22 protein-coding genes and 1 other RNA gene are annotated in these 24,812 nt (G+C 71.7%); 6 read left to right on the top strand and 17 right to left on the bottom strand.

Annotation, left to right across the window (positions count from 1 at the left end):
• Positions 1-3: 3 nt before the first annotated feature.
• A complete protein-coding gene (locus AC0HI0_RS40420; protein ID WP_480928738.1) occupies positions 4-1,566 on the bottom strand; it encodes an alpha/beta hydrolase in 1,563 nt (520 codons plus the stop codon).
• A gap of 72 nt (positions 1,567-1,638) precedes the next feature.
• On the opposite strand from AC0HI0_RS40420, the gene AC0HI0_RS40415 reads away from it, so the two are divergent.
• Complete coding sequence (locus AC0HI0_RS40415; protein ID WP_480928737.1) at positions 1,639-3,354, top strand: NAD+ synthase; 1,716 nt, start codon at positions 1,639-1,641, stop codon at positions 3,352-3,354.
• A gap of 360 nt (positions 3,355-3,714) precedes the next feature.
• Here AC0HI0_RS40415 and AC0HI0_RS40410 read toward each other — a convergent pair whose 3' ends face one another.
• The 8 genes from AC0HI0_RS40410 to AC0HI0_RS40375 all read right to left on the bottom strand — a co-directional run bounded on the left by AC0HI0_RS40410 (position 3,715) and on the right by AC0HI0_RS40375 (position 12,909).
• On the bottom strand, positions 3,715-4,335 hold the full coding sequence (locus AC0HI0_RS40410) for an HdeD family acid-resistance protein (protein WP_480928736.1): 621 nt from the start codon (positions 4,333-4,335) through the stop codon (positions 3,715-3,717).
• Positions 4,336-5,251: 916 nt separating this feature from the next.
• Positions 5,252-5,761, bottom strand: a complete 510-nt coding sequence (locus AC0HI0_RS40405; protein WP_480928735.1) for a hypothetical protein — start codon at positions 5,759-5,761, stop codon at positions 5,252-5,254.
• Positions 5,762-5,784: 23 nt separating this feature from the next.
• Positions 5,785-6,786: a C40 family peptidase gene (locus AC0HI0_RS40400; protein ID WP_480928734.1), complete on the bottom strand. Its 1,002-nt coding sequence runs from the start codon at positions 6,784-6,786 to the stop codon at positions 5,785-5,787.
• Between the two features lies 1 nt (position 6,787).
• Entirely contained in the window at positions 6,788-7,399 is a 612-nt protein-coding gene (locus tag AC0HI0_RS40395; protein WP_480928733.1) for a hypothetical protein, read from the bottom strand.
• Entirely contained in the window at positions 7,399-9,306 is a 1,908-nt protein-coding gene (locus AC0HI0_RS40390) for a hypothetical protein (RefSeq protein WP_480928732.1), read from the bottom strand. The genes AC0HI0_RS40395 and AC0HI0_RS40390 overlap by 1 nt, the downstream gene beginning before the upstream one ends.
• Positions 9,303-12,122: an ATP-binding protein gene (locus AC0HI0_RS40385; protein ID WP_480934498.1), complete on the bottom strand. Its 2,820-nt coding sequence runs from the start codon at positions 12,120-12,122 to the stop codon at positions 9,303-9,305. Before AC0HI0_RS40385 ends, AC0HI0_RS40390 begins: the two co-directional genes overlap by 4 nt.
• A gap of 28 nt (positions 12,123-12,150) precedes the next feature.
• Positions 12,151-12,516 (bottom strand): hypothetical protein, encoded by a 366-nt coding sequence (locus tag AC0HI0_RS40380; protein WP_480928731.1) that lies wholly within the window; start codon positions 12,514-12,516, stop codon positions 12,151-12,153.
• A gap of 114 nt (positions 12,517-12,630) precedes the next feature.
• A complete protein-coding gene (locus AC0HI0_RS40375) occupies positions 12,631-12,909 on the bottom strand; it encodes a hypothetical protein (protein WP_015098413.1) in 279 nt (92 codons plus the stop codon).
• A gap of 383 nt (positions 12,910-13,292) precedes the next feature.
• Between AC0HI0_RS40375 and AC0HI0_RS40370 the strand changes: the two genes are divergently transcribed.
• Positions 13,293-13,634, top strand: coding sequence for a hypothetical protein (locus tag AC0HI0_RS40370; protein ID WP_480928730.1), 342 nt, complete (start codon positions 13,293-13,295; stop codon positions 13,632-13,634).
• 133 nt (positions 13,635-13,767) lie between these two features.
• Here the strand turns inward: AC0HI0_RS40370 and AC0HI0_RS40365 are convergent, their stop codons facing one another.
• Both AC0HI0_RS40365 and rnpB read right to left on the bottom strand, forming a co-directional pair.
• A complete protein-coding gene (locus AC0HI0_RS40365) occupies positions 13,768-15,366 on the bottom strand; it encodes a DUF6345 domain-containing protein (RefSeq protein WP_480928729.1) in 1,599 nt (532 codons plus the stop codon).
• A 269-nt stretch (positions 15,367-15,635) separates the two neighbouring features.
• Positions 15,636-16,033: RNase P RNA component class A (gene rnpB / locus AC0HI0_RS40360), an RNA gene on the bottom strand.
• A gap of 221 nt (positions 16,034-16,254) precedes the next feature.
• Here rnpB and ssuE point away from each other — a divergent pair.
• Positions 16,255-16,812, top strand: coding sequence for an NADPH-dependent FMN reductase (ssuE, locus tag AC0HI0_RS40355; RefSeq protein ID WP_480928728.1), 558 nt, complete (start codon positions 16,255-16,257; stop codon positions 16,810-16,812).
• Between the two features lie 53 nt (positions 16,813-16,865).
• Here ssuE and AC0HI0_RS40350 read toward each other — a convergent pair whose 3' ends face one another.
• From AC0HI0_RS40350 to AC0HI0_RS40325, 6 genes are all read right to left on the bottom strand, one after another.
• Complete coding sequence (locus AC0HI0_RS40350; protein WP_480928727.1) at positions 16,866-17,978, bottom strand: bifunctional RNase H/acid phosphatase; 1,113 nt, start codon at positions 17,976-17,978, stop codon at positions 16,866-16,868.
• On the bottom strand, positions 17,975-18,712 hold the full coding sequence (locus AC0HI0_RS40345) for a zinc ribbon domain-containing protein (RefSeq protein ID WP_480928726.1): 738 nt from the start codon (positions 18,710-18,712) through the stop codon (positions 17,975-17,977). Before AC0HI0_RS40345 ends, AC0HI0_RS40350 begins: the two co-directional genes overlap by 4 nt.
• A gap of 1 nt (position 18,713) precedes the next feature.
• Positions 18,714-19,853 (bottom strand): Nif3-like dinuclear metal center hexameric protein, encoded by a 1,140-nt coding sequence (locus AC0HI0_RS40340; RefSeq protein ID WP_480928725.1) that lies wholly within the window; start codon positions 19,851-19,853, stop codon positions 18,714-18,716.
• Positions 19,850-20,890 carry an Rv2231c family histidinol phosphate aminotransferase CobC gene (cobC, locus tag AC0HI0_RS40335; RefSeq protein ID WP_480928724.1) on the bottom strand — a complete coding sequence of 347 codons (1,041 nt, stop codon included), beginning with the start codon at positions 20,888-20,890 and terminating at the stop codon, positions 19,850-19,852. The genes AC0HI0_RS40340 and cobC overlap by 4 nt, the downstream gene beginning before the upstream one ends.
• A gap of 136 nt (positions 20,891-21,026) precedes the next feature.
• Positions 21,027-22,010, bottom strand: coding sequence for a polyprenyl synthetase family protein (locus AC0HI0_RS40330; RefSeq protein ID WP_480928723.1), 984 nt, complete (start codon positions 22,008-22,010; stop codon positions 21,027-21,029).
• 301 nt (positions 22,011-22,311) lie between these two features.
• Positions 22,312-22,764, bottom strand: coding sequence for a hypothetical protein (locus AC0HI0_RS40325; RefSeq protein ID WP_480928722.1), 453 nt, complete (start codon positions 22,762-22,764; stop codon positions 22,312-22,314).
• Between the two features lie 114 nt (positions 22,765-22,878).
• Here AC0HI0_RS40325 and AC0HI0_RS40320 point away from each other — a divergent pair, with 114 nt between their 5' ends.
• Genes AC0HI0_RS40320 through AC0HI0_RS40310 form a run of 3 tightly spaced genes read left to right on the top strand, consistent with a single transcriptional unit; the run spans position 22,879 to position 24,805 of the window.
• A complete protein-coding gene (locus AC0HI0_RS40320) occupies positions 22,879-23,337 on the top strand; it encodes a low molecular weight protein-tyrosine-phosphatase (protein WP_480928721.1) in 459 nt (152 codons plus the stop codon).
• Positions 23,334-24,194 carry a fructosamine kinase family protein gene (locus AC0HI0_RS40315; protein ID WP_480928720.1) on the top strand — a complete coding sequence of 287 codons (861 nt, stop codon included), beginning with the start codon at positions 23,334-23,336 and terminating at the stop codon, positions 24,192-24,194. Before AC0HI0_RS40320 ends, AC0HI0_RS40315 begins: the two co-directional genes overlap by 4 nt.
• Positions 24,195-24,241: 47 nt before the next feature.
• Positions 24,242-24,805, top strand: a complete 564-nt coding sequence (locus AC0HI0_RS40310) for a DUF1349 domain-containing protein (protein ID WP_480928719.1) — start codon at positions 24,242-24,244, stop codon at positions 24,803-24,805.
• The last annotated feature ends 7 nt before the right edge of the window (positions 24,806-24,812 follow it).

Below are 24,812 nucleotides of genomic sequence, written 5' to 3'. Positions count from 1 at the left end.
GGTTCAGGAGCAGGTTTTGCCGGTGGCGGGGAGTTTCAGGTTGACCAGGTAGTCGTCGCCGATCGGGTCCACGCACTCGTTGCCCTGGAGGTACACGGTGTGCTGGTTGCCTTCGTAGGTGAGCAGGCCGCCGCCGAGTTCCTTCGCCAGGTTGACGCCTGCCTGGTACGGGGTGGCGGGGTCGCCGGTGGTGGAGATGACCAGCGTCGGGGGCAGGCCGGTGACGGCCTTGGTCTCCTGCACGGTGGGCGGCACGGGCCAGAACGCGCACGAGTCGAGCGCGCCGACCGGCGGGTTGCCGTCGTCGAGGAACGGGGCGGCGGCCTTGTAGCGGCGGGCGGCGTCGTCGATCACGGCGCGGTCGGTGACGCGTGGTTCGTCCACGCACTTCACGGCGTTGAACGCGTCCATGATGCTGGCGTACTTGCCGTCTTTGTCACGGTCGTAGTACGCGTCGGCGAGCTGCATCAGCACTTCGCCGCTGTTGTTCTTCAGCTCGACGAGGCCGGCGTTGAGCGGACCCCACAGCTCCTCCGAGTACATGGCCTGGATCGCGCCGGTGATGGCGTCGTTGTAGGACAGCTTCCGCGAGCCGACGTCGACCGGGCGTTGGGCGAGCGGCAGGGTGAGGTCGCGGAACGCCTTGCTCGCGCCGGCGGCGTCGCGGCCGAGCGCGCAGTCCTGGCGTTTCGCGCACCACGCGGAGAACGCGTCGAACGCCTTCTGGAACCCGGCTGCCTGGGCGATCAGCGAGTCGACCTGGTTCTGGGTGGGGTCGACGGCACCGTCGAGGACGAGCGCGCGGACGTTGGCCGGGAACGCGGCCGCGTAGCCCGCGCCGATGTGCGTGCCGTAGGAGTAGCCGAGGTAGGTGAGCTTCTCGTCGCCGAGCGCGGAGCGCATCACGTCGAGGTCGCGCACGACGTCGCGGGTGCCGACGTTCGCGAGGACGTCGGCACCGGTGGTCGCGGCGCACTTCTCGGCGTACGCCTTGTTCTCCGCTTCGGTCTCGGCGATGCCGGCGGGCGAGGTGTCGAGGTCGACGTCGAGGCGGTCGGTGTCGCGTTCGGCGTCGGTGAGGCAGCGGACCTGGGGTTGGCTGGAGCCGATGCCGCGCGGGTCGAACCCGACGAGGTCGAAGCGCTCGCCGAGCACGGACTTGGACACCTGGGCGCTCAGGCCCGCGGCGGCGGACATGCCGGACGCGCCGGGGCCGCCGGGGTTGATGATCAGGGAGCCGATCCGGTCGCCGGTGGCTTTCTGGCGGAGCAGGCCGATGCGGATCGTCCGGCCGTCGGGCTTGGTGTAGTCGAGGGGCACTTCGAGGCGCGCGCACTCGATGTTCTTCTTGTTCTTGTACTGCGTTCGGGTGGTTCCGGTGGTGGCGTAGTCGGCGCAGTCCTCCCAGCCGAGTTGCTGGCCGTAGAACCGTTCCAGGCCGGTGGGCACGGTGCCGGCGGGTCCGCGCTGTTCAAGCGCCGTTCCCGGGGTCGGTGCGCCGGGCACGACGCTCGTGCAGGACGCCAACACGGGCAGGACGAGGAACAGCGTTAGGGAGCGGCGCACGGGTCGATCGTAGGTGTGACTCGTCGGCCACAACGTCCACCACGGCCGCCCCACGTGAGCGAGAATGCGTCCATGCCTCAGCTCCGACTCGCTCTCGCCCAGGTCAACGCCTGTGTCGGCGACCTGGCGGGCAACGCCGAACTCGTCGTGGACTGGTCCCGCAAGGCCGCCGAAGCAGGCGCCCACCTGGCGGTCTTCCCGGAGATGGTGCTGACCGGGTATCCGGTGGAGGACCTGGCGCTGCGGGAGTCGTTCGCGGAGGCGTCGCGGGCGGCGTTGACGGCGTTGGCGGTGCGGTTGGACGAGGCCGGTTGCGGTGAGCTGGCGGTGTTCGTCGGCTACTTGGACCGTGACGAGCGCGGGAAGCGCAACGCGGCGGCGGTGCTCTACGGCGGCGAGGTGGTGGCGCGGCAGAACAAGCACCACCTGCCGAACTACGGCGTGTTCGACGAGCGGCGGTACTTCACGCCGGGTGACGCGCTGGACGTCGTGCGGCTGCACGGGGTCGAGATCGGCATGGTGATCTGCGAGGACCTGTGGCAGGACGGCGGGCCGATCGCCGCGCTCGGTGAGGCCGGGGTGGACCTGGTGGTGTCGCCGAACGCGTCGCCGTACGAGCGGAAGAAGGACGACGCCCGGTTGCCGCTGGTGGCGCGGCGCGCGGTCGAGGCGCGGGCTCCGCTGGCGTACGTGAACCTGATCGGCGGGCAGGACGAACTGGTGTTCGACGGTGACACGATGGTGGTCACCGCAGAGGGTGAACTGGTGACTCGCGCGCCGCAGTTCGTGGAGCACCTGGTCGTGCTGGACCTCGACCTGCCCGGTGGGGCGGCCCGGACGGAGGGCGCGGTCAACGGGTTCACCGTGCGTCGGCGGACGTTGTCGGCATCGCCGGTGGCGGCCTACGAGCCGCTGCCCGTGCCGGCGGCGGCCGAGCCGTTGTCGGACGAAGCCGAGGTGTGGCACGCACTCGTCACCGGATTGCGCGACTACGTGCACAAGAACGGGTTCCAGTCGGTCGTGCTGGGGCTGTCGGGCGGGATCGACTCGGCGGTCGTGGCGACGTTGGCCGTGGACGCGTTGGGGGCGGACTCGGTGCACTGCGTGTCGATGCCGTCGGTGTACTCGTCGGACCACTCGAAGTCCGACGCCCACGACCTGGCGCAGCGGACCGGCGTGCACTACGAGGTGCAGCCGATCGCGGACATGGTGAAGATCTTCGTGGACCAGCTCGGGTTGACCGGCCTGGCCGAGGAGAACGTGCAGGCGCGGTGCCGCGGCGTGACCCTGATGGGGTTGTCGAACCAGCACGGGCACCTGGTGCTCGCGCCTGGTAACAAGACCGAACTCGCGGTCGGGTACTCGACGATCTACGGCGACGCGGTGGGCGGGTTCGCACCGATCAAGGACGTGCTGAAGACGCTCGTGTGGGATCTGGCGCGGTGGCGCAACGCGCAGGCCGAGAAGCTGGGCGAACTGCCGCCGATCCCGGAGAACTCGATCAGCAAGCCGCCGTCGGCGGAGCTGCGTCCGGGCCAGGTGGACACGGATTCGCTGCCCGATTACGAGCTGCTGGACTCGGTGCTGGACGACTACGTCGAGGGCGACAAGGGCTACCACGACCTGATCGCGATGGGTTTCGCGCCGGAACTGGTCGACAAGGTGCTGCGGATGGTGGACCGCGCCGAGTACAAGCGGCGCCAGTACCCGCCGGGCACCAAGATCACGTTCAAGGCGTTCGGCCGCGACCGCCGGCTGCCTGTGACGAACGGGTGGCGCGAGGGCTGATCCGAGCCCGGGAGTTCGGTGCCCCGGCCCGATTTCGGGCGTGAGGTGGGGTTGGGCACGGGCCGGGACTTCGCGCGGGGCCGACCGTTTGGGCGTGCGCGCCCGGGTGGTTCGGGTGCGGGCTGCGATTTCGCGCGTCCGTCGGCCGACGATCGCGCGTGAGCCGGGATTTCGCGCGTGAGCCGGGATTCGCGCGTGGGCCAGGGTTCGGCCTTGGGCCAGAGTTCGTGCGTCGGGCCAGGATTCGGGTGCAGGTGAGGTTCTCGCGCCGGCCAGGATTCGGGCGTCGGCGGCGGTCTTGCGGCACACGTCGGCCGGGCCTCCGCTCGTGGCGGGGCCCGGCCGACGTGGTGTTGCGGGCTACGCGGGGGCGGCGTGGCCCGTCGTGCCGGTCTGGTCGGTGGACGTCTTGGTCGCGGGGGCGCGGCCGTCGGACACCGCGGCGGCGATGCTCAGCACGCCGAGCACGAGCAGCGTGATGCCGAACAGCCAGGCGAGCGCCACCATGCTCGACAGCGGCGCGACCAGGACCACGATCCCGGCGATCACCGTGACGATGCCGGAGAACACCGCCCAGCCGCTGGTGCCGAAGCCGTGGAAGATCTCGGCCACGCCGCCGACCACCCAGATCGCGCCGAGCAGCAGGGCCAGGACGGCGATGGTCTGGAACGGTGCGCGCAGGCACAGGATGCCCGCCAGCAGCGAGAGCAGTCCGGAGACCGCGAACAGGACCCGGTGACCGGTGCCCGCGCCGTCCGCCGTGAACGTGCTGACCAGCCAGAACACGCCGGTGATCAGCAACTGGACGCCGAACAGCACCGCAGCGGTGAGGATCGTGATGCCGGGCCAGATCAGCACCAGCAGCCCGATCAGCACGGTGATCACGCCGAACGTGATTCGCAGCCCCTTCGACTGGCCGAGCGACGCGAGCGACTGCGTCGGACCAGGCGAGCCACCCGAACTAGCCTCGAAGTGCGCCATGGCGACCAGGGTGCGCCTCATCCCCACAACTTGCAGTGCCGAACCCGCGTATCACCCGTTCCGGGACGCCAGAGGAGGCGCGTTCGCAGGGAGGTGTTCGCGCGGAGTTGGGTGCGGATCAGGTTGGCGAGGCAGATTTCCAGCGTTCGGCAGGGCTTGAGGGCCAGGGCGTCCGGGCTGCCGGGGACCTGCGTGCACGCGACGGGCACGAGCCGCTTCACGCCGGCGACGACGGCGGTGGCAGCGGTGGCGACGGCGGTGGTGATCGCGGTAGCGGCGGTAGTGATGGTGGTGGCGATCGCGGTTGCGGCAGTGGTGACGGCAGTGGTGATCGCCGAGGCGGTGGCGGTGGCGGTGGCGGAGGAGCGGAAGGGGGCCGGCCAGGTCCAGTCGCCGGGGCGGAAGGCGCGTGGCCAGGCGGCTGGGCGTAGGCGGGCAGCGGGGCGTGGTCGAGCGGAGACGTGTGCCCGAGCTGCCAGGCGGGGCCAGGCCGCTCGGCTGGGCCGCGCCACCGCGCCGGGCTGGGCGGCCAGGCGTGGGCGCGGGCGCAGGCGTGGGCGCGTGAGCAAGCGCGCGCAGGCGACGGGACGTAGCCAGGCGAGCAGGTGCGCCCAGGCGGCGGGGCGTGGGCGCAGTGCGGGGCGTGGGTGCGCGGGGCGGAGGCGGTCTGCCTGGGGCGGCTGGGAGGTGGGGTGGTTGAGGGGGTGGTCGGTGGTGGGGCGGAGGTGGCTGAGCCAGGTCTTCAGGTGGGCGTAGGGGGTGGGGTGGGGTGCGCGGGGTTCCATGTTTCACCCGAGTAACCGGAACACCGTTACCGTACGTTTTTTGGGGTTTCGGACCGGTTGTTCACCCGAACGTGCGTGGTGTGCGCGGCTTTCCGGGGGCGGCCCCGAGGGGTGGGGCCGCCGAAGGCCGGCTAGCGCTGGTGCGGGGACTGGACCGGCAGCGGGCCGGATTGGGGGTACTGCTGGTGCGGCACCGGGAAGCCCCTGGCCGGGGTGTTCTGGTTGGCGTTGGCGTAGTCGCCCGGGATCGGGTCCAGGACGGAGACCAGCACGACCCGGTTCTCCGGGTCGTCGATGCGGGTCCCGGTGCGGTCGCGGTAGACCAGTTCGCCGTCGGCGTCGATCTCCATGATCGCGCCCACCTCTGCCAACTGCTCCTCGTCCAGGTCCACCAGCCGCTCCCGGCGCGACGGGATCACCCGGTAGACGGGCCAGCCCAGGTGGGCGAACGAGCGGTGGAACTCGGCCATCAGGTGGGTCATCTGCTGCTGCCACGGCAGCGGCATCGCCTCCACCAGCGACCTCGGCAGGACCGCGTACGACCCGTCCACGCCGGGCGGCAGGGACGACAGGTAATCCCGCAGCGGGGTGCTGGACGCGGGTGGTCCGGCGTGGCGCTGGATGGGGTCGGGGGTGAACATCAGTGGTGCCTCCCTGACACGATCTACACGCCCGGCCGGACGGCCAGTGGCATCAACTCGTGGTAGTCCCAGTTGATCTTGCTGATCTTCACGACGTCCCCGGTCTGGGGCGCGTGGATGTACTCGTCGTTGCCCAGGTACATGCCGACGTGGTGCACGGTGATCGGCTCGGCCGGGTTGGTCGCCCAGAAGATCAGATCACCCGCTTTGGCTTCCCGCACGGGCAGGTGCGCGCCGCCGGACATGTACTGGTCGTTCGCCACGCGCGGGATCTTCACCCCGGCCTCGGCGAACGCCTTGACCAGGATGCCCGAGCAGTCCCACTGGTCGGGGCCGTTGCCGCCCCACAGGTAGGGCTCGCCCAGCTGCTGCTTGGTGAACTCGATCGCGGTGCCCGCCGCGCCCGAGGCGAGCAGGAACGCGCCGACGGCCTGGCCGCAGCCCGCCGGGTCGACCACGTTGCCGAGTTCGCCGATCAGGAACGCGGCCATGGCCTCCCAGTTGTGGTACCGGTCGGGGAACGCGGAGCGCTCGACGGCCTGCGCCGATTCGCCGGGGCGCCGGTCCTCCCAGTTGGGCACGTTGGCCAGCACGTCGTAGAACTTGTTGATCGCGTACACCGGGTCGGTGACCTGGGTGGCCGAGCCCCAGCCCATGGTGGGGCGCATCTGGAAGATGCCGAGCGAGTCGCGGTCGCCGTAGTTCAGGCTGCGCAGCCCGGATTCGGTCATGCCGGCCTGGATCGCGACCTGCCACGCCAGCGGCGGCAGCTTGCGCTCCTGGCCGATGGAGATGATCTTGGCGACGGTGCCGCGCTGCTCCTCGTTGAGCCGGCTCGCGTCGTTGCGGCCCTTCTCCGCGCCGCCCCCCTCCCACGGGCCGATGGACGCGTTGCAGCCGACGTTGCGGATGCCGACCGTGCCCTCGGCGGGGGTGGTGTTGTTGACCACCGTCGAGACGCCGTTGGTCACGGTGACGGCGACGACCGCGGCCACGGCCGCGACGACCAGCACGATCTTCAGCATCTCAGCCCACCCTGCTGTACTTGTGCACGCGCCAGCCCTCGGGCAGCTTGGCCACGGTCAGCACGAGCTTGCCGGTTTCCAGGTCGGCTTCGAAATCGACCGAATCGGTGGTGGACCGACTGGCCTTGACCGGGCTCTTGATCTCCTTGGGCACGTTGGCCGGGTCGACGGACTGCAGCGTGGGCAGCAGTTCGTCGGACGTCCACGGCTTGAGCCCGGACAGCCACTTGGCGTTGGTGATGCCCGCCGGGTGGTTGAGCCACGCGTCGATCCAGCTCTCGGCGACCAGCTGCGCGTCGGCGGTGACCGGCGCGGACGAGGCGGCCGCGGTGGGGCTGGGTGCTTTGGTCGGCAGCGGCGTGGTGGTGCCCGCCGGGGGCAGCACGCCGATCTGGTTGCCGGTGCCGGTCGCGGTGGGTTTGGCGGAGGTGGTGGCGGCACCGGGTGCCGCGGCGGATTTCGACCCCATGGTGTGGTCGAAGACGATGCTGGTCGTGGCGACCAGCGCGATGAGTCCGACGATGGTGGCGACCAGGTGGCGGGGGGACCGCAGCGGCCACCCCCACAGGCGGCGGTAGACCGCCGCGCGCCCCCGGTTGGTCCTGATCGGCATCAGCTGTCCCTGACTTCGAGTCCGCGCGAAGGCCGGTAGATCACGTGGACCTGCCTGCCCGCTACCACTTCGGTCTCGGCTCGCCTCGGGCCCGGCACGACCGGGCTGTCGGCGATCCGGTTGAACCCGTTGTGCACCCGGGACGGCACCAGCACGGCGTCGTCCAGGCGGTCCCAGTTGCGGTCCGCGACGGGCGGCGCGTCGACGACCCTGGACCGCCCGGACGGCAGGGCGGCCGGGCTGCCGTGGCCGCCGGCGGGGAGCGCGGCGTGGGCTCCGCTCGCGGCCACGGCGGTGTCGAGCTGGGCCGGTCCGCCGGTCCGGTCGAGGCGGTGCGCGGTGGCGACGACCGGGTTGGCCGCCTCGGGCCGGATCCGGCCTCGGCCGCGCTGCGGCACCTCGGGCCCGTCGGGGTCGGTGTCGCGGACGGTGTCCCAGAACTCTTCCTGCGGCGAGGGACCGGTGTCCTTCTTGCGGCGCAGGCGGGAGAGCAGGCCGCCGCGCATGGGCAGGGCGTTGCTGGCCGAGCCGACCGACATCTCCACCATCTGCCACATCCGGCGCAGCGGTTTGCCGATCATGAAGCAGACCAGGGTGAGCATGAGCCCGAGCAGGGTGCGGGTGAGCAGCGACAGCCCGTTGGCGTTGAAGATCGCCTGCAGCAGCAGCGCGTGGGTGCCCGCGAGAACGGCCAGGACCAGCACGTTGAACACGGTGACGGCGACCGCGCGCCCGACCTTGCGCAGCAGGTCGTGGTGCAGCAGGGCGACCAGGCCGATCAGCGGGCCGGCCAGGGTGAGCACGCGCAGCAGGAGCTGGGCGAGCAGCACGGCGGCCTTGGCGAACAGCTGGAACAGCGAGAACGCGACGGCTTGGAGCAGCGACAGGAACCCGGCGCCGGTGCGGCCGCCGGCTTCGCCGCTGAAGGCGGCCTGGGCGGGGCCGAGCTGGTTGTAGATGTTCTTGTACTCGGTGCGCTTGGCGTTGAGGGCGTTCTGGTCGCCGTCCTTGTGGTCGCCGATCTCCTGCGCGGTCCACGCCTGGGCGTTGAGCGCCCTGGGGCCGAACTCGGCGGCCTGGGGTGCTTCGGGCGAGCCGAACTCGCCGCGCAGCCAGCTCTGGTAGACGACCGAGTCGTGCAGCCGGGACGGCAGGACGTCGAGGTTGTCCTTGCCCTCTTCGACGTCGATGAACCCGGCTTGGATCTCGGAGGTCTTGGTGACCAGCGTGCTGTCGAGCAGGTCGTAGAACTGGGGCAGGGCGAGGGTCGAGGTGGCCAGCCACATCGCGGCCAGCGCCCACAGGCCGCGTTTGCTGATGGCGGCCAGGTCGCCGGTCCAGATCTGCCGGAACATCAGCACCGCGAGCACCAGCGCGACCAGGCCGAACCAGCGGAGGTAGACGTTGTCGTAGACCTTCTGCACGCCGTCCTTGACGGCTTTGTCCAGCGGCTGGAGCAGTCCTTGGCCGACGACGGTGTAGTGCAGGGCGTTGGTCGCGCCGACGATGTTCTTGCCGATGTTGAACAGCTGGTTGCCGGCCCAGGTGTCGAGCACCGGGGAGGCGTTGGGCACCAGGCACTTCTCCTGGTAGGTGTGCCACACCATGCCCGCGTAGCCGTAGGTCAGGTACGGGGAGTCCTTGACGCCGTTGCCGATCGGCGGGTCGATCGCGCCGACCATGCCGGAGCCGGGGCGTTCGGGGATGGGCGCTTCGCCGCAGGGTGCGGCGTAGGCGGGCGCCGCGCCGACCACGGCCTGGAGTCCGACGATGGCGACCACGACCGCCATGGCCCGCCACCGCCCCCCGCGCGGCGCCCGCTCGGGGCCGTCGTCGGGGTCGCGTCTGAAGCGCCGCCGCGCGTAGAGCGCGGCGGCCACGGCCGCCGCGAGCAGGAGGGTGCTCATGCCGCACCTTCCCGACCCGGACGGCGGTTTCCTCCCTCACCGTGGGTCGAGTCGACCAGTTCCGGGTCGGCCAGGCCGACTTCCAGGTCGGCTGCGAGTTCGTCGTCGTACTCGTCGGTGAGGCCCTCGTCGTAGGCGAAGGGGTCCTGCGGCGGCGAGGAGAGTTCCGCTTCGTTCTGGTCCGGGCCGTCGCGCATGGCGTCGGGGGTGGTGTCCAGGGAGTTGCGGAGGTGTTCGAGGTGGGGGCCGGAGAAGTCGATGCGGATGCGTTCGACGCCGCCCGCGCCGTCGCCGAAGATGAACTGGCGGGGTGCGCGGTCGCGTTCGGTGTTGTTGCGGACGCCGCCGGGTCGCCTGCCGAGGGAGGCGACGACCTGCTCGTAGCCCGCGCCGACCGGGACCTTGAGCAGGCGCAGGGCGTCGGCCTGGGCCTGGTCGTCGTCCAGCCGGCCGACGAACACCGAGTCGAGCAGGGTGACGAAGCCCTGGATCTTGAGGAAGTCGGCGGGGATCTGGGAGGACAGCAGGACTCGGACGTTCCACTTCCGGGAGTCGCGGGCGAACCGGTTCATCAGCACGCGGCCGGTCGGTACTTCGGACAGGAAGAACGCCTCGTCGATCCACACGCCCTTGCGGAGGTCCTTGGGGCGTTCGTAGATGGACCGCTGGGTGAGCCACGCGGCGAGGTTGAGCATCTCGACGCCGAGCGCTTCGGCGTCGGTCCAGTGCTCGCGGCCGACGCCGTCCTTGGGCAGGTTGAGGCCGGCCATGGTGAGGACGGTGAGGCGGTCGTCGCGCTGCTCGTTGTACGGGTCGGCGTCCTGTTCGGGGATGAGCAGGGACATCCGTTCGCGCATCTCGTCGAGGAAGTCGGCGACGACGACGGCGTGCTCGTGGTGCTCGGAGGCGTCGCGGCGCAGGGCTTCGAAGACCTGGCCGGGGTGGGCGTCGGGGCGGCCGCCGACCGTCCGCACGGCGCGCAGCAGCACGATCCTGGTCTGCGGGAGCCGGGCGACCTCGAACGGGAGCAGGCCGGTGAGCACGTCGAGCACGAGGCGTCGGCGGGTGGCGGCGGCGAGCGCGCGTTCGCGCCGCCACGCCCGTTCCGGGTCTTCCTCGTCCAGGAAGTGGTCGAGTTGGGGTTCGGCGACCACCCGGTAGGGGTTGAGGATGCCGGGTTGGGCGTTGAGCAGGTTGATCGGCCGCGCGTACGGCTTGAGCTCGGGCAGTTCGCACAGGGCGGCGAGCGGGCCGGACGGGTCGAGCAGCGTCCAGTGCGCGCCGGAGCGCAGCGTCTTGTAGACGATGCCGCCGCCGAGGAACGACTTGCCCGCGCCGAGGCCCGCGACCATCGCGGACAGGCCGGACGCGTCGCGCAGTTCCTGCGCCATCCACGGGTCCCACGCGACGGGGCGGCGGGTGGCGGTGACGGTCTCGCCGAGCAGGATGCCGCGCCGGTCGCCGACCTCGGCGGTGGCGGTGGGCACCGACGACGCCGCCCACAGCACCGAGCCGCGCCGCAGGTAGGCCGAGGAGGACAGCGGTTCGCCGGGGATGAACTCGCGGGCGATGGCGTACTGGGCCTCGGGGTGCTCGATGGCGACCTTCGGCTTGTACAGGTCGAGCAGGGCCTGTGCGAGGCGCAGCGCCTCGCGCTCGGTGGGGCCGGACACGGCCAGCCGCCACCAGGACCGGACGCGGGTGCCCAGGGCGGTGAAGCCCGAGGTCATCTCGTCGTCGATCTCCAGCACCCGGGACGCCTGGCGGGCCAGCGACTGGGGCGGTTCGAGTTCGTGCTCGTCGGTGTAGTGCCGCACCTGCGAGCGGACCTTGTTCATCTGCCGGGTCAGCTCGCCGGAGACCTCTTCGGGCCGTCGCACGTAGATCCGGGCGGACCACTCGACGGCGGCGGGCAGCCGGTCGGAGCGCTGCACCCACGGGTCGTCGACCTCGGGGATCTGCAGGCCGTGCATGAGGCCGACGGTGAGCACCGCGACGTGCCGCTTGATGCCGGCGTTGGAGCCGGTGCGGCCGCGCACGGTCACGGTCGGCGAGTACGGCTCCTGGTGGAAGTCCGCGGCGTCGGTGAACGACGCCAGGTCCTCGGGTTCCCACGGTGCGCCGGGCACGGCGGGCAGGTTGCGCGGCGCGGGCAGGCCCAGCGAGCACGACCGGTGCATCAGCCAGGACATCTCCTCGGCGGTGACCGGCCGGCCTTCCAGCCCGGCGGAGCCGATCACCTGGTCGAGGTGGTCGACCTCGGATTCGATGGCGACGAGTTCGGCGTCCACGGCGTCGGGGAAGACCTTGCGGAGCACGGGGGCGGCGCGTTCGACGGCGCGGTCCATCATGTTCCGGGTCTGCACCTGGACGCCGAGGTAGACCTCTTTCTCGGCCATCGAGCGGCCCATGAGCTGCTGCTGCTCGCCGACCATGTAGTCGTCGAACGACAGCGTGCCGGGCGTGTCGGGCAGCCGGCGCACGGCGTTGTGCACGTGCGCTTCGGCCCACATCCGGATCGGGTAGGGCCGGGTGGTCACCCGCAGGTGCATCCACCGGCCCTGGAGTTCGGCGTACTGGCCGGCGATCGCGGCGATCAGGTCCTGGCGCTGCGAGTCGGAGCGGAACGACCACCGCTGCGGCGCGAGCTTGTACCAGGCGTACACCTCCTGGCCGGTGCGCAGCAGGTGGCCGTCGATGCTGCGGGCGGCGATCGACGGGGTGTAGCTGGGCACCGCCTGCTCACCGGGCAGGCGTCGGCCACGCTTGGAGTAGACCTTCCGCTCGTCCCGCGCGGCAGCCGCGTGCTGGGCCACGTGCTGCGCTGCGGAGCGTCGGGTGTGGTCACGCCGGCGTCCGAACACCGCGAACCTCCTTCTTACGGCGGTCTGGCTGCCTGCGGTGCGGGGATCGGGTGGCGCGCGCCGAGCGTTTCGCCCCCTTCTCGGAGAGACGTTTCCGAGGCCGGTTCTGGTTGACCCGGATCCGGGCGGCGCTGGCCGCGCCGCCCGTGCCCGAGGTCGTCTCACGCGGAGAGTTCAGCTCACGCACCCACATCGTCATGACCGACGACAGCGGGCGTTCGTGGCTGATGCGGGTGCAGATGAACCGGGTCAGCGCGACCGTGATCACGAAGCCCCAGCCGGTGTTGATGAAGTCGAAACCGAAGCCGATCTGCCGCTGCAACGCGGTGATCAGCAGGAAGACCACGATTCCGACGCCCCATGCCACGTAGCGCGCACGCCACGGGAAGGTCGCCTTGGGCGGGCCGAGCCAGACGGCGTCGACCCGGTAGACCTCGTCGTCAGTGCGTACCCGCAAGGGTCACCCGCCGGTGAACAGGCCGGCGATCCACTGGCCGATGTTCGCCCCGGCGTTGGTGGTCACCGCCAGTCCGATGATGGCGAGCGCGATGATCACGCCCCCCAGTCGGCGCATGACACCGGCGTTGTCGCCCTTGCCGCCGCCCAGCCACAGCAGCAGGACCGCGACGGTCAGCAGCAGCAGGGGTACCAGGTTGTCGAGGATCCACTGACGCACACCGCCTGTGCCCAGGGCGGGTTCTGTCTGCTGCGCGAGTGTTACCAGGGTGTGGGCGGTCATCGCAGTACTCCTGAGTACGCAGGACTTCGCCGGGCGGGCCGAGGGGTGCCCGTCCGGTTCGTGCGCCAACGAGTAGAACACGTCTTCGTCACGAGGTGTATCTGTAGGTTCGCGGTGGGTAGATCAATAGCCGTTCCCCTGAGCCTCGATTACGTCTAATCTGACCACGGACATCATGGGTCGAGGGGAGCCGGTGGAGAACCGGCGACACTGGATTCTCCCAATTGCCGAGACAGTTCACCCGACTGCGAACTTCCAGGTCACGCACTGTGTGCACGACCGCGCTCCCCCTTGTCCAGCCCGCCGAGCGATTGACCCATCCGGCCGGGACGTTGCCCCGAACGGACCGCATCCCGGAGTGACGACGCCGAGGAGGCTCGCAGATGGCCCAGCCACCCGAAGCCGTGCCCGAACCGGCCTCCGGGGTGAAGGAAATCACCGTCTCCGTGTCCGTCTCGGGCAGTGATCAGGCTACCGGCACGGACGGGCGTCCGGGGCGGCGGGTGCAGCGGACGGTCAACTTCGACCAGGACGTGCTGGAGCGGGCCCGCGCGGCGGCGACCTACCTGACGGCGTACGAGCCGGCGGCGGGCGTGCGCAGCCTGGCCGACATCGTGAACCCGGCGGTCGAGGCGTACGTGTCGGAGCTGGAGCGGCGGTTCAACGGCGGTGAGGCGTTCCGGCCGGTGCACCGGATGCCGCCGGGCAGGCCCGCCCGGCGCTAGGCCCTCGCCGGGGCCACACGTGGCGCGGCCTCCCGCGCCGGTGGCGCGGGAGGCGCAGAGGTGCCCGACCCGAACGGGTGTGGGGCCCTTCCACCCCCAGTGCAGCGGAAGGGCCCCACCCGTCAGGCGGTGGTCAGCTCCAGCCGGAGATCCGCCAGAAGCCGATCGTCGGCAGGGTGTCCGGGCCGACCGGACCCTTGTTCCAGAAGTAGTCGTTGAAGTTCGCGATCCACGAGTAGCCGATCGGGCCCATGGTCGCCCAGCGCACCCACGACGGCTGGGTGTCGATCGACGCCTGCGCCCACGCGTCGCGGACCTTCATCGGCGCGGGACGGTTGCGCAGCAGGTAGTTGCCGTAACGGGCGCCGTGCGCCGAGTGGTGGTAGGAGACGGTCTCGAAGCTGTTGATCTGGTGCAGGCCGTTGAACGCCCGGCCCCACCGCTGCGCCCAGTTCTGGCCGCCCGCGCTGGTCTGCAGGATCGAGGCGGTGAACAGGCTGATCCACTCCAGGTCCCGGTTGCCCCAGCGGGCGTCCCGGTTGGACAGGAACGTGTCGGTGTTGCTGCTGCACCCGGCGAAGGAGAAACCGGTGGGCGAGCCCCGGCCGTGCCAGTAGCTCAGGTCCACGTCGTCGGCGTAGAGGTGGTCCCAGCCGCCCGCGAAGGCCGGGTCCTTGAAGTCCCGCTCCCACGCGTTCTGGTCCAGCCAGCTGTACTGCACCGGGATGCCCCGGCTGGTGAACTGGTTGTTGAAGCCGTTGACGTCGGTCGCGGTCCACGGCAGGCCGGCGCACCGGCCGGTGCCCTCGCTGCCCACGTCGATCCGGTTGGTCCACTGCGGGGAGATGCCCGCGCCGGTCTCGGTGCGCGGCGGCTGGCTCGGGCCGGGTTCGGGCAGCTTGCCGTCCACCGCGGCGGGCAGTGTCACGGGCTGCACGGTCGCGCTGTTCGGGTCGGTGCCGGAGCAGCGGATGCTCGGCTCCAGCTTGGTCGCCTTCTCGGCCAGCGCGGGCGCGTCGTAGGCGTAGGAGACGTCGGTGACCCGGGTGTCCGCCGCGAACACCTTGGCGCAGCGGGCGCGCGCCTCGGTCAGGTCGAGCACCTTCACGGTGCCGGCCTTCACCAGGTCGCGGGTGTTGTAGACGACGCTGGTGACGGCGCCCTGGCCGTCGAGGGCGACCCGGATCTTGGCGCCGCCGCCTTCCAGCGGGATGCCGTCGAGGGAGAACGCGAACGACACCGCGGTGTCCAGCGGTGCCGACACGACGACCTCGCCCTGCGTGCCGACGACGTCGAACGTGGTGTTGGACGCGGAGGCCACGGCGTTGGCGGGCAGCAGCCCGACCCCGCGCAGGGCTTCCTGGACCTTCTTCACGGCCGCGTCCGCCGGGACGGCGCGCAGCTGCTTGAGCGCTTCGACGTCGAGCTGGGTCTGGGTGGTGGGCAGACCGTCCTCGTCGGGGTTGCCCGCGCCCTTGTCCAGGCCGGGCACCTTCAGGTGGTTGACCTCGTCGGTGAACGACACCGATCCGTCCTGGTCGCGTTCGACGCTCTTGAGGCCGAACGCCCGCTGTAACGCGGTGGCCTGGTCCGGGCTGAGCCCGGCGCTGCGGACCGCGTAGACCGGCAGCTCGACCGCCGCCGCCGACGCGGTGACCGTGCTGGTGACGGCCGCCGCGCCGACCAGTCCGGTCAAGGCGAGCCAGGTGGCGGCCCGCTTCGTGGCTGACATGGGTTTCCTCCTCCTCGTGACCGCGGGGCAAGGACCCGCGGTTCGGCTGGAGGACGAGGCCGCGCACGGCCTGATACCGATGACCACTCGAACGGCGTCACTTGTGTAACACCGTTGGGGTGCAAGGGATCTATAGGCGGACCAGTGCGCCCTTCGCCCGTTTTCGGCCGATTCGGGAGTACGGCACCCGGTGCCCGGGGACCCGGCGTTCGGCGGCGTGGCGGGTGCTCGGCCCGGCACCGGCCGTGCGGGGTGCCGAACCGGGGGCGCGGATGAGTCGGCGTGTAAGCCGGATTCTGTCCCCGGGCGCCTCGCGGCGGTCCCGGTGGGCGGCCATCCATCTCGGCCTGCCGTCGCCGACAGGCTCGTGCGGCCTACCCGCAGGCATCGGGCGGGCCGCCCTCGATCGCCTGCGCAGGCGCCGTGGCGCCCTCTTGGCCTTGCTCCGGGTGGGGTTTACCTAGCCGCCCCCGTCACCGGGGGCGCTGGTGGTCTCTTACACCACCGTTTCACCCTTACCCCGACTCGCGCCGGGGCGGTCTGTTCTCTGTGGCACTGTCCCGAGGGTCGCCCCTGGTTGCCGTTGACAACCACCCTGCCCTGTGGAGTCCGGACTTTCCTCGGCGGCAGACATGAAATCTGCCGACGCGGCCGCCCCGCCGACTCATCCGCGCCGACAGCATAGCCGGGCGCGTCCCAGGCTGTGGAACCAGGAGCCCGAAACCTTGTCGTGATGTGGAACGAACTGCTCTACTCGAAACATGGCAGGAATCGGGGGACTCACTCGCCGTCGGCACGTGGACTACGGTCGCACCGCCGCCGCCATCTGTTGTCGCTGACCAATTTTATCTCGTAGTCCGAGCCTTTTCGGGAAGGTGTCAGCGAGCCATGTCCTCCATTCTGGTTATTTCCGGCAGCCCTTCTCCCGCGTCGCGCACCGGGATTGTCGTGGCGCACGTCGACCAGCTGCTGCGCGACGCCGGCTACGACGTGCGGACCCTGCACGTGCGGCAGCTGCCGACGTTGTCGCTGCTCACCGAGGACCTGCACGACCAGGAGATCGCCGACGCGGTCAGCGCCGTGCTGCGCGCGGACGGCATCGTGGTGGCCAGCCCCGTCTACCGGGCGGCCTACAGCGGCCTGGTGAAGGCGCTGCTCGACCTGTTGCCGAAGAAGGCGTTGCGCGGTCGGGTGATCCTGCCGCTGGCGACCGGCGGCAGCCAGGGATTCCTGGTCGCGATGGACTACGCGTTGAATCCGCTGCTCACCGGGAAGGGCGCGGACCAGGTGTTGCGCGGTGAATTCGTACTCGACCCGGACATCGTCGGCGAAGTGATCGCGCCCGCCGCGGCCGAGGGCATCCGCGCCGCGGTCGACCGCTTCACGCTCGCCGTCGAGGACGCCCGTTTCCGCCGCAAGCGCACCCAGCTGCGCCCTGCGGTCTGAACCCTCGCGCCCCGCCCCGCCGGCCGAGGCGCGACTCCGCGGGCGGCGCGGCGTCAGCCCAGGTGGGAGGTGTCGTTGACGAGCCGGACGGACGCGTGGCCGTCGGGGTAGAACTCGACCACGGACAGCGACGCGAGGTCCAGGTGGAGCCGGAACAACAACGACGGGCCGGCGTCCAACCCCATGCGCAGCAGCGATTTGATCGGCGTCACGTGGCTCACCACCACGACGTCGCGCCCGCCGAACCGGGTGATCAGCTCGTCGCGCGCCCGCCGCACCCGGCGGTGCACCACGTCGAAGCTCTCGCCGCCCGGCGTGGCCACCGAGGGGTCGCCCAGCCAGCGCCGGTGCAGCTGCGGGTCCCGCTCGGCGGCCTCGGTGAACGTCAGGCCCTCCCAGCCGCCGAAATCCGTCTCGATCAGCCCGTCGAGGGTCTCCACCTCGACGTCGAGCCCGCGGCCCACCGCGCCGGCCGTCTCCGCGGCGCGCCCCAGCGGCGACGACACCACCGCCGCCACCCCGTCGAGCTTGGCCAGCCGCGCCGCGGCCGCCTCCGCCTGCCGCCGGCCGACCTCGGTCAACGGCGGGTTGCCCCGCCCGGAGTACCGCCGGGCCACCGACAACTCGGTCTGGCCGTGCCGCAGCAGGTAGAGGCGGGTCGGCTCGCCCGAGGCCCCCGACCACGAGGACGGCGACGAGACAGCCGAGGCCACCCCCGGTTTCGCCGCGGCCGCGCGGTCCTGCGCGCCCGACGGCCCACGGCCCGCCTGGGCGTCCATCGCGTCGTTGGCCAGCCGGTCGGCCGCCTTGTTGCGCTCGCGCGGGATCCACTCGTAGGACACGCTCGCGAACCCCGACGCGACCTCGCGGGCTTCGCGCGCCAGGGGCTGCATCGAGGGGTGCTTGACCTGCCAGCGCCCGGACATCTGCTCCACCACGAGCTTGGAGTCCATCCGCGCGACCACGGTCGAGGCGCCCAGTTCCGCCGCCGCCCGCAGGGCCGCGATCAGCCCCCGGTACTCGGCGACGTTGTTGGTGGCGATCCCGATGCCCTCGGAGCGCTCGGCGAGCACCTCGCCGGTCGCCGCGTCCCGGACCACCGCGCCGTACCCGGCGGGCCCGGGGTTGCCCCGCGACCCGCCGTCCGCCTCGACGACGACCTTCACAGCCCGGATTCCCCCGTGCGCACCATGATCGCGCCGCACTCCTCGCACTGCACGACCTCGTCCGGGGCGGAGTCCTTGACGTTGGCGAACGCGCTGCGGTCCAGTTCGATCCGGCACGCGCCGCACCGGCGGGACTGCAACAGCGCCGCGCCGATGCCCTTGTGCGCGCGCACCCGGTCGTAGAGGGCCAGCAGCGGCTCCGGGAACCGGGTGGCGGCGAGCTTGCGGTCCGCGGTGCGCTTGGCCTCGGTCGACTCCAGGTCGGCCAGCGCGCTGTCGCGTCGGCGGGCGGCGTCCGACAGCGCCTCCTGCGCCTTGTCCAGCCCGACCCGGGCGTGCTGCACGTCGGCCTCGACGGCCTCGCGGCGTTCCATCAGTTCGAGCAGGTCGTCCTCCAGCGCGGACTGCCGGCGCTGGAGGGTCGCCATCTCGTGCTCCAGGTCGGTGAGCTGCTTCGCGCCGACCGTGCCGGACTGCATGAGCTTGCGGTCCCGGTCCTCGCGGGCGCGGACCTGGTCGATCTCGGTCTCCTGGCGCTTGACGTCCCGGTTGAGGTCGCCCAGCGTGGTCTCGATCGTGGTCAGCGCGTCCTGCTTGGCCCGCACGGTCTTCTCGGCCTCGGCGATCTCCGCGATCTCCGGCAGCGTGCGGCGGCGGTGGGTGACGCGCGACAGTTCGGCGTCCACCTGCGCCAGGTCGAGCAGCCTGCGCTGCACGGCGGGATCGGCTTTCACTTCAGCGGCCTCCAGTTCGGGTCGTCACACCGACGGTCCACGGATCGGTCCGGCGAGTCGAGACGAGGGTGTCGACCGTACCGCCGAAGGCGTCCCGCACGATGCCCGCCGCCTGCCCGCACCACGGCCATTCGCCGGCCCAGTGCGCCACGTCCACCAGCGCGGGCCCACCCCGGGCGAGGTGCTCGCCCACCAGGTGGTGGCGCAGGTCGGCGGTCACGTACGCGTCCACCCCGGCCCGCGTGGCCGCGCCGAGGTAGCTGTCCCCGGCCCCGCCGCACACCGCGACGCGCCGCACCGGCCGTTGCGGGTCGCCCGCCGCCCGCACGCCCTGGACCGTGGCGGGCAGGGCATCAGCGACGCGCTGCGCGAACACCCGCAGCGGCTCGGCGGCCGGCAGCTCCCCGATCCGCCCGGCTCCGGTGTGCGCGGGCACGTCGGCGATCTCCACCAGCGAGAACGCCATTTCCTCGTACGGGTGCGCGGTCCGCAGGGCGCTCATCACCGAGGACCGCAGCCCCCGGTCCAGCACGACTTCGAGCCGGGTCTCGGCCACCCGCGACAACGACCCGGGCGTCCCGATCGCGGGCCGCGCGCCCGCCAACGGCCGGAACTGGCCGACCCCGGCCACGGTCCAGGCCGCTTCCCGGTAGTCGCCGATCGCCCCGGCCCCGGCGGCGTGCAGCGCGGCCAGCACCCGGGAGGCGTCCTCGACCGGGACGTGGGTGGTCAACAGGTCCATCGCGGGGGCCGGGGCGGGGCTCAGCGGCCCGGTCACCGTCAGCCCCAGGGCGGAGGCCAACGCGTCCGACACACCGGGCGAGGCCACATCGGCGTTCGTGTGCGCCGTGTACAGCGCGATGCCGCTGCGGATCAACCGGTGCACCAACGCGCCCTTGGGGTCGTCGGCGGGCACACCGTTCACGCCGCGCAGCAACAACGGGTGGTGCGCCACCACGAGTTGGGCGCCCTCCGACTCCGCCTCGTCCACAATGGACGAATCGGGGTCGACGCAGAACAGCACCCGCGTGACGGCCTCGCGGCGATCACCGCACACCAGGCCCACGGCGTCCCACGACTCGGCCGTGGCGGGCGGATAGGCCGCCTCCACCACGGCCAGCACGTCCCCGACCGACGTCACCGCTCCTCCAGAACCACTCGCAACGCGTCCACCAGCAACGCGAACTCCTCGGGCGCCCGGACGGCCACCCGGAGGTGATCGGTCGTCAGCCCGGGGAACGTGTCCCCGCGCCGGACGGCGATCCCCTTGTCCCGCAACGAGAGCCGCACCCGTTCCCCGTCCGGCACCCGCAACAGCGCGAACGGCGCGGACGGCGGCACCACGACGAGATCGCCCAGCGCCCGGACCGCGGACGCCGTGTGCGCCTGGCACTCGACGGCCGCCGCCGACGCCTCGGCGACAGCGGCGGGCGCGCAGCACGCGGCCACGGCCTCCAGCACGAAGCTGCTGACCGGCCACTGCGGCCGGGGAAGCGCCAACCGCGCCAGGAGATCGGGAGCCCCCAGCGCGTACCCGGCCCGCAACCCCGCGAGCCCCCACGTCTTGGTCAGGCTCCGCAACACCAGCAGACCGGGCACCCGCGCCGAAGCCAACGACTCCGCTTCACCGGGAATCGCGTCCGAGAACGCCTCGTCGACCACCAGCACCCGTCCGGGCCGGCTCAGCGAAGCCACCACCTCGGCCGGGTGCAGCACCGACGTCGGATTGGTCGGGTTGCCCAGGACCACCAGGTCGGCGGCCTCCGGAACCGAACCGGGCCGCAGCCGGTACCCGTCGTGCGCCGACAACAACACCCGCTCGACCGGCACCCCGGCGTCCGCGAGGGCCACCTCGGGCTCGGTGAACGAGGGGTGCACCACGGCGGCCAGCCGGGGCCGCAGCGCGGGCAACAACGAAAAACCCTCGGCCGCACCGGAGAGGATCAGCACCTCGTCCGGATCCCGCCCGTGGCGAGCCGCCGCCGAGGACCGCGCCCGCAAGTCGTCCGCCGCGGACGGGTAGGCCCCCACCCCGTCCAGCACGCCCGCCAACCGCTCCCGCAACCACGCGGGCGGCGCGGGCATCCGAACGTTGACGGCGAAATCGACAAGCCCGGGTGCCGCATCGACGTCCCCGTGGTGCCGCAACAGCGCCCGTCCGGAATCCTGGCTGGTCATCACGGGAAGTCTAGGCGATCGCCCCACCCCCACCGACCGACCCCGACCACGCCCTGTGCGCAAGACAACACCGGGGAACGCCGCACCCCGAGCACGAAAAAACGAACCCGCGCCGCCGAACGCGCCCCCGTCCACATCACGCGATCTGCGACACCGCCCATTCCAAATACGCCCCCGGCAGCCGGCGCAAAATCCCCAGCGCCTCCGATTCGGGCATCTCGGGCAACGCCAGCACGGTCTGGTCGGCCAGGTTCCGGCAGTACGCGACCGTCTCGGTGACCAATCCCGACCCGCGCAACCGCGCCAGCAGCCCGGCCAACTCGCCGGCGCCCAGATCCCTGCCCCGGGTGGCGAGCAGCTCCCGCTGCTCCTCGGTCAACGACCGCAGCAGCGGAAACGTGTAGACGCCCTGCCGGATGTCGTTCCCGACCGGTTTGCCCAGCTTCTCCACCGACGACGTCAGGTCCAGCAGGTCGTCGAGGATCTGGAACAGCAGCCCGAAGTGCGCCCCGTACTCCGACAGGCGGGTGGTCTCCTCGTCCGACGCCGACGCGCAGTGCGCCGCCAGCACGCACCCCACCCGGAACAGCGCCCCGGTCTTCAACGCGATCGACCGCAGCGCGCTGTCCGGCGACCGGTGCACGTCGTAGAGGTCCAGCACCTCCAGGACCTGCCCCTCGACCAGGTCGGTGACCGCCGCCGCGAGCTTGCCCGCCGCGTAAGGCGAGATCGACTCCAGCGCCGCCTGGCTGGCCCGCGCCAGCATGAAGTCGCCGACCAGCACCGCCGGGCCCGGACCCCACTCCGCGTTCACCGTCCGCACCCCGCGCCGCTCGACCGCGTTGTCCATCAGGTCGTCGTGCACCAGCGACCCGGCGTGCAGCAGCTCCACGCACGCCGCCGACGTGACCGCCTTCGCCGAGATCTCCCCGGACAGCGCCAGCGACCCGGCGAGCATCACCACCGACCGCAGGCGCTTGCCCCCGGCCGCCGTTATCCGACCCGAGAACGAGTTGACGATCGGGAGCGTCGAAGAGGTGGCCAACTGCCGGATCTCGTCCTCGACCCTCGGCAGCGCGCTGGCCAGCGCCGGGATGGTCGGCATGGTCGTGGTGGGCACACCGCAGATCGTCGCGCGCCCCTGCTGAGAGCCCGCTGAGACGCCGAGCAGCGCCCCGGGACCGCCGCGCGTTCACATCGGGCGGATCACGGCCCGCCCCGACGCAATTCCCGCCACCGGAAACGACTCAGAGCACCGACGCGGCCACCGCGAGCAACACCACCGCGATGCAAAGTATCCAATGCCACCGCATGGGAGGACGCGCGTCACCGGCCGCGAAGTCACGCAGTAGGGGGTCGCTCATGTTTCCTCTTCCCGAGGTGCCACTACACGAATAACGTCGTGGCGAAACCGCGGAACGTTACCCCTGATCACGCTTCCGCAAGTTTGCGTCCACTTCGGACATCAACCGCGCCCGATCACGTCTGAGCTGCTCACGACGTTCCTGGTCGCGCACCAACTGTCGCACGTCGTCGTCCCGGTATCCTGCGGATTCGCGGTAGAAACCTTCTTCGAACCACCACCACGAACGCAGCCCCACGCGCGCGACACGCACGGGCTGTCCCCGCCTGCGCACGTCGAGTGACGGAAAGTCCGCGATACGCACCGGCGGACATCCGGTGGCCACGAAGAAATGCCGTTTCCGGAACAGGAATCCGCGGTCGGTGAAGAATCCGGCGTTCCGGTCGACCACCAGGTCGGCGTTCGGCACGGACGGCCGGAGCCGCGCGAACGAGGGCGTCCGCGGCCACGACCGCTGCCACCACGAGATGCCCGCGAACGCCGCGAATCCCGCGACGAGCAGGAGCACCACACCGACCACGCTCGACATCGATCCCCCAACACCCGGCCGTCCCTGATGGTCAGACGTGCCGGACGCCGCGTCCAGGACCCTCACCCGGAGCGCGCAACCTGACAGACTCCTGCCGTGGCTCTCCACGTGACCTTCATCTGCACTGGCAACATCTGCCGTTCCCCCGTGGCGGCGATCATATTCCGCGACCACCTGGTCCGGGCCGGCCTGGGTGACCTCGTCACCGTGACCAGCGCGGGCACCGCCGGGTGGCACGCCGGCGACCCCGCGGACCCGAGGACCGCCAAGTCGCTCGTCGACCACGGCTACCCCGCCGACCACACCGCCGCGCAGGTGTCCGACGACCACCTGGACGCCGACCTGGTCGTCGCGCTGGACTCCGGCCACGCCCGCGCGCTCGCCCGGCTGACCGACCCGGCGAAGGTCCGCCTGCTCCGCTCGTTCGACCCCGACGCGGACGGCGTGGACGTCCCCGACCCGTACTACGGCGACCGGGAGGGCTTCGACCTGGTGATCTCCCAGGTGGAAGCCGCCGTGCCCGGCCTGCTCGCCTGGGTGCGCGAGAACCGGTGACCCCCGCCCGCCCGGCGGCCGGCTCGCCCGACCCGGCCGAGGCCGCCGCCGAACTCACCGGCACCCCGGCCACCGCAACCCGCCGGATCGGCGACGCCGTCCACGAGGTCGACCTGGCGGACGGCGGCCGCGTCGTGCTCAAGCACCACGCCCACCCCGACGCCGTGCGGGCCGAAGCCGCCTCCCTGGCCTGGCTGGCCGAACCCGAGGGCCCGCCCGTCCCGCGGGTCCGCGCCCACGACGAGCACTGGCTCGTCCTGGACCAGGTCGAGCCCGGACGCCCGTCGCCGAGGGCCGCCGAGACCTTCGGGCGGAGCCTGGCGGCGCTGCACGCCACCGGGGCCCCCGCGTTCGGCGCGCCCCCGCCCGGCGGCCCGCGCGACGCGTTCATCGGCCTGGCGACCATGCCGAACGTCCCGCACCCGACGTGGCCGGAGTGGTTCGCCGAGCACCGCATCGCCTACTACGTGCGCCGGGCCGTCGACTCCGGCGTGCTCACCGCCGCCGAGGCGCGCGTGATCGAGAACGTCCGCGTGGAGGCCCCGGACGAACCGCCCGCGCGGCTGCACGGCGACCTGTGGAACGGCAACGTGCACTGGGCGGCCGACGGCCGGGTGTGGCTGATCGACCCGGCCGCGCACGGCGGCCACCGCGAATCCGACCTGGCGATGCTCGCCCTGTTCGGCTGCCCCCACCTGGACCGCGTCCTGGCCGCCTACCACGAGGCCGCGCCGCTCGCCGACGGCCGGCGCGACCGGGTCCCGCTGCACCAGCTGTTCCCGCTCCTCGTGCACGTCGTCCTGTTCGGCCGCGGCTACGCCGACCGGGCCGTCGCCGCCGCGCGCGCGAGCTGCTGAGTTCACGGGCTCCCACGCCGTCGGAGACCCGCTGCCATGATGAGCCGATGGGGATCAGGGCGTTCGACCGCGACGACTGGCAGTGGCTCAACGAACCGGCCTCGTGGTCGGCCGACGACGGCCTGACCGTCACCACCGACCCGGACACCGACTTCTGGTGCGCCACCCACTACGGGTTCCGGCGCGACACCGGGCACGTCCTCGGCGTCGCGCTGACCGGCGACTTCACCATCTCCGCCACGTTCACCGCCGACTACGCCGCCCAGTACGACCAGGCCGGCATCGCGCTGCGCGTGGACGAGCGGAACTGGATCAAGGCCGGGGTCGAGCTGGTGGACGACGAGTTCCAGGTCAGCACGGTGGTCACCCGCGACTTCTCGGACTGGTCGGTGGTCCCGGCCGCCCGGCCGGCCAGGGTCTCGATCTCCGCGACCAGGGACGGCGACGCGGTCACCGTCCGCTACGGGCTCGACGATGCCGAACCGACCACGATGCTGCGCCTGGCGTACTTCCCGCCCGAGGTCTGCGCCCTCGCCGGGGTGATGGCGGCGGCCCCGACCGGCCCCGGGTTCACCGCCCGGTTCGACCGGGTGCAGGTCACAACGGCCTAGGGCTTAC

This window comes from Saccharothrix sp. NBAS 001 (assembly GCF_056640475.1).
This window is presented reverse-complemented; position numbering and strand designations above follow the sequence as displayed.

Bases quoted from the DNA above. Each gene is read 5' to 3' on its own strand.
- AC0HI0_RS40415 (WP_480928737.1), top strand. From the start codon at position 1,639: ATGCCTCAGCTCCGACTCGCTCTCGCCCAGGTCAACGCCTGTGTCGGC.
- AC0HI0_RS40410 (WP_480928736.1), bottom strand. From the start codon at position 4,335: ATGGCGCACTTCGAGGCTAGTTCGGGTGGCTCGCCTGGTCCGACGCAG.
- AC0HI0_RS40405 (WP_480928735.1), bottom strand. From the start codon at position 5,761: ATGTTCACCCCCGACCCCATCCAGCGCCACGCCGGACCACCCGCGTCC.
- AC0HI0_RS40400 (WP_480928734.1), bottom strand. From the start codon at position 6,786: ATGCTGAAGATCGTGCTGGTCGTCGCGGCCGTGGCCGCGGTCGTCGCC.
- AC0HI0_RS40395 (WP_480928733.1), bottom strand. From the start codon at position 7,399: ATGCCGATCAGGACCAACCGGGGGCGCGCGGCGGTCTACCGCCGCCTG.
- AC0HI0_RS40390 (WP_480928732.1), bottom strand. From the start codon at position 9,306: ATGAGCACCCTCCTGCTCGCGGCGGCCGTGGCCGCCGCGCTCTACGCG.
- AC0HI0_RS40375 (WP_015098413.1), bottom strand. From the start codon at position 12,909: ATGACCGCCCACACCCTGGTAACACTCGCGCAGCAGACAGAACCCGCC.
- AC0HI0_RS40370 (WP_480928730.1), top strand. From the start codon at position 13,293: ATGGCCCAGCCACCCGAAGCCGTGCCCGAACCGGCCTCCGGGGTGAAG.
- AC0HI0_RS40365 (WP_480928729.1), bottom strand. From the start codon at position 15,366: ATGTCAGCCACGAAGCGGGCCGCCACCTGGCTCGCCTTGACCGGACTG.
- ssuE (WP_480928728.1), top strand. From the start codon at position 16,255: ATGTCCTCCATTCTGGTTATTTCCGGCAGCCCTTCTCCCGCGTCGCGC.
- cobC (WP_480928724.1), bottom strand. From the start codon at position 20,890: ATGACCAGCCAGGATTCCGGACGGGCGCTGTTGCGGCACCACGGGGAC.
- AC0HI0_RS40310 (WP_480928719.1), top strand. From the start codon at position 24,242: ATGGGGATCAGGGCGTTCGACCGCGACGACTGGCAGTGGCTCAACGAA.